The following is a 3453-nucleotide window of genomic DNA, read 5'->3' on the forward strand; positions in this document are numbered from 1 at the left end:
ATCTTTTGATCTTGCTTTTGCGATCTGGAKATTRCTGAAGATYAAGATCAAAAAAAGATCGTCCGAACGCGGCCCGAACCTTCGGCAGCCCCTACAGATATTTCGTTATATGTGTTCCCCGGAATTCCGTGAAGAACCAAAAAAAAGCCCGCAGTGAGACGGGCTAAAAGGGTGAGACACAAGAAGGGGTGGAGCTCTCCAGCCCACCTGTTGTTATCTGGAGTTAAAGCGCCGCAGCGATTGCCATTCCGACATCCTGGGTCGAGCCCTGTCCACCCAGATCAGGGGTGATCGGTCCCTCGGAGATGACCTGCTCGATGGCCTTGAGAATACCGTCATGGGCCGCCCGGTAGCGCTCATCGCCATTGCCCAGGAAGTCCAGCATCAAGGCACCGGACCAGATCATTGCAATCGGGTTGGCGATGTTCTGCCCATAGATATCCGGCGCCGAACCATGGACCGGTTCGAACAGCGAAGGAAAGCGCCGCTCCGGATCGAGGTTGGCCGAGGGGGCGATGCCGATGGTACCGGCGCAGGCCGGTCCCAGGTCGGACAGAATGTCGCCGAACAAATTCGACGCCACCACCACATCGAAACGATCTGGTTGCAGCACGAAGCGCGCACAGAGAATGTCGATGTGTTGCTTGTCCCAAGTGACGTCCGGGTACTGCTGCGCCATTAACGCCGTGCGTTCATCCCAGTACGGCATGCTGATGGAAATGCCGTTGGACTTGGTGGCCGCGGTCAGACGTTTGCGCGGCCGGGTCTGGGCCAGGTCGAAGGCGAACTTGAGAATCCGGTCCACGCCGCGCCGAGTGAACACCGACTCCTGCAGCACGAACTCATGCTCGGTGCCTTCGAACATCTTGCCGCCGACCGACGAATACTCGCCCTCAGTGTTCTCGCGGATCACCACGAAATCGATGTCCCCGGCTTCGCGCCCGGCCAGCGGACACGGCACACCAGGAAACAGCCGCACCGGACGGATATTCACGTATTGGTCAAAGTCACGGCGAAACTTCAGCAGCGAACCCCACAGGGAAATGTGATCCGGCACTTTGTCCGGCCAGCCCACGGCGCCAAAGTAAATCGCATCGAAGCCCTTGAGTTGTTCGAACCAGTCGGCAGGCATCATCTGCCCGTGTTCCAGGTAGTAATCGCAGTGGGCCCAATCGAGCACTTCGATGCTCAAGTCCAGCTGCCATTTCTTCGCGGCCTGCTCCAGTACCCGCAGCCCTTCAGGCAAGACTTCCTTGCCGATACCATCGCCGGCAATCGCGGCGATTCTGAATGGTTTGCTCATCAATCGTGGCTCCTCAATGTCCTGTTCAAACGCTGACCGGATCACAGCCCACCGATGTGGAAGGCTTTGACTTCAAGGTATTCATCCAGCCCGTACTTGCTGCCCTCACGGCCCAGACCCGATTGTTTGATACCGCCGAATGGGGCGACTTCCATGGAGATGAGCCCGGTGTTGAGACCGATCATGCCAAACTCCAGCGCCTCACCGAAGCGCCATGAACGGCGCAAATCCTGGGTGAAGAAATAGGCGCCCAAGCCATAAGGCGTGGCATTGGCCAGGGCCAGCGCTTCTTCTTCACTGGTGAAGCGCATCAGCGGTGCGACTGGGCCGAAAGTTTCTTCGTTGGCCAGCAACATCCCGGCATGGGCCTCACCGAGCACCGTCGGCTGGACGAACTGGCTGTCGCCTTCGGGGATGCCGCCACAGAGCAGACGGGCTCCCTGACTCAAAGCATCGTCGATATGTCGAGCGACCTTGCTCACCGCCGCCGCATTGATCAGTGGGCCGATGGTCACCTCAAAGTCCAGGCCATTGCCGACCTTGAGCTTGCCCACCTCCTCCACCAGACGCTGGGCGAAGCGCTCGTAGATCCCGTCCTGCACCAGAATCCGGTTGGCGCAAACGCAGGTCTGGCCGGCGTTGCGGAACTTGCTGAGCATGATGCCGGCCACTGCCTGTTCCAGATCAGCGTCATCGAACACAATGAACGGCGCGTTACCGCCCAGTTCCAGGCTCAAGCGCTTGATGTGTTCGGCGCTCTGGCGCATCAGCAGCCGACCGACAGCAGTGGAACCGGTGAAGGAGATCTTGCGCACCGTCGGGTTGCCGGTCAGTTCTTCGCCGATGCCGACAGGCATACCGGTCACTACGTTGAACACCCCGGCCGGAATGCCGACGCGCTCGGCGAGCACCGCCAGAGCCAGGGCGGACAGCGGAGTCAGATCCGAGGGTTTGACGATGACCGGGCAGCCGGCCGCCAAAGCGGGTGCGCATTTGCGGGTGATCATCGCGTTGGGGAAGTTCCACGGGGTGATCGCGGCGCAGACGCCAACCGGCTGTTTAAGCGTGAGCAAGCGGCGGTCGCCGCTGGGTGCCGGGATGGTTTCGCCGTAAACCCGACGGGCTTCTTCGGCGAACCATTTGACGAAACTGGCGCCATAGCGGACCTCGCCCTTGGCTTCATTCAGCGGCTTGCCTTGCTCGCAGGTCATGATCAACGCGAGATCGTCCAGGTTGTCGATCATCGCCTGATACCAGCGTTCCAGCAGCGCCGCCCGTTCTGCCGCCGGGCGTGCGCGCCAGGCCGGCCAGGCGCGTTCGGCAGCGTCGATGGCGCGTCGGGTTTCRCTGCCTTGCATCGCGGGTACGCGGGCGAGCAACTGGCCGCTGGCCGGGTCGATAACGTCCAGGGTGGCGGCGTTGTCGGCGCTGATCCACTGACCGTCGATGTAAGCGAGTTCTACCAGCAGGCTGGGGTCTTTCAGGCGATTGTTGAGCATGGTCGAGTCCTGTTCCGAGACAGCCTCCAGTCTATTGTGTCGCCACAGACGAGGATGCTGAAAGCGCCGCCCCGGCAGCGTCGAATGCTGAAAATCGGCATTCGACGGMAGGCTCTACTGTTGGTGGGGTGATGGATACTGTCGCGGTCAGACGATGCAGTGCTTGACGATGTCATTTCAGTTCGCAGGCCAAGGCTCGGCGGCATTCGCCTGGGAATTTCGCAAGAGTTACGAGCGGCTAGCGTTTTTTTTGAGAGGGCATAGGTATCTACACATTCCGTGGGCTACAGCGATTCACTGTCGGGGCTTGGTGCTTGGGGCTTGGGGCTGGGAGTACATATCCGTTTCTGCGGTAACGGCCGCTGGAGGTTTCGCTTTTACAGCGAGTCACTTTCGAAAAGCGCGAAAGTAACCAAAGCGCTTCTGCCCCGCCATTCGGTGCCTCGCCTAGGCTCGGCATGCCCTCACTCCGGCATTGCTCCGGGGGCCCGCCGCCATCGGCCATCCATGGCCCAGAGTGTGTAAAAACTGGTTCAAACATCGTCGACACTAGCGCCGACGATGTTTGGCTGGCTAACTACACCTAAAGCGCTCTTCGTAGCTCCAGCCCGCTTTTAATGCCACCAGTAACGCTTCTCAGCTCGTCCATCG

At 60.0% G+C, this 3453-nt stretch carries 2 protein-coding genes; both read right to left on the bottom strand.

What is annotated here, in order from left to right; genetic code table 11:
* Positions 1-223: 223 nt before the first annotated feature.
* Positions 224-1303 (bottom strand): tartrate dehydrogenase, encoded by a 1080-nt coding sequence (locus tag AC1DVH_RS28010; RefSeq protein WP_477756522.1) that lies wholly within the window; start codon positions 1301-1303, stop codon positions 224-226.
* Between the two features lie 41 nt (positions 1304-1344).
* A complete protein-coding gene (locus AC1DVH_RS28015) occupies positions 1345-2802 on the bottom strand; it encodes an NAD-dependent succinate-semialdehyde dehydrogenase (protein WP_477756523.1) in 1458 nt (485 codons plus the stop codon).
* Positions 2803-3453: the final 651 nt, after the last annotated feature.

The sequence above is a fragment of the Pseudomonas sp. P4_C3 genome (assembly GCF_056402075.1).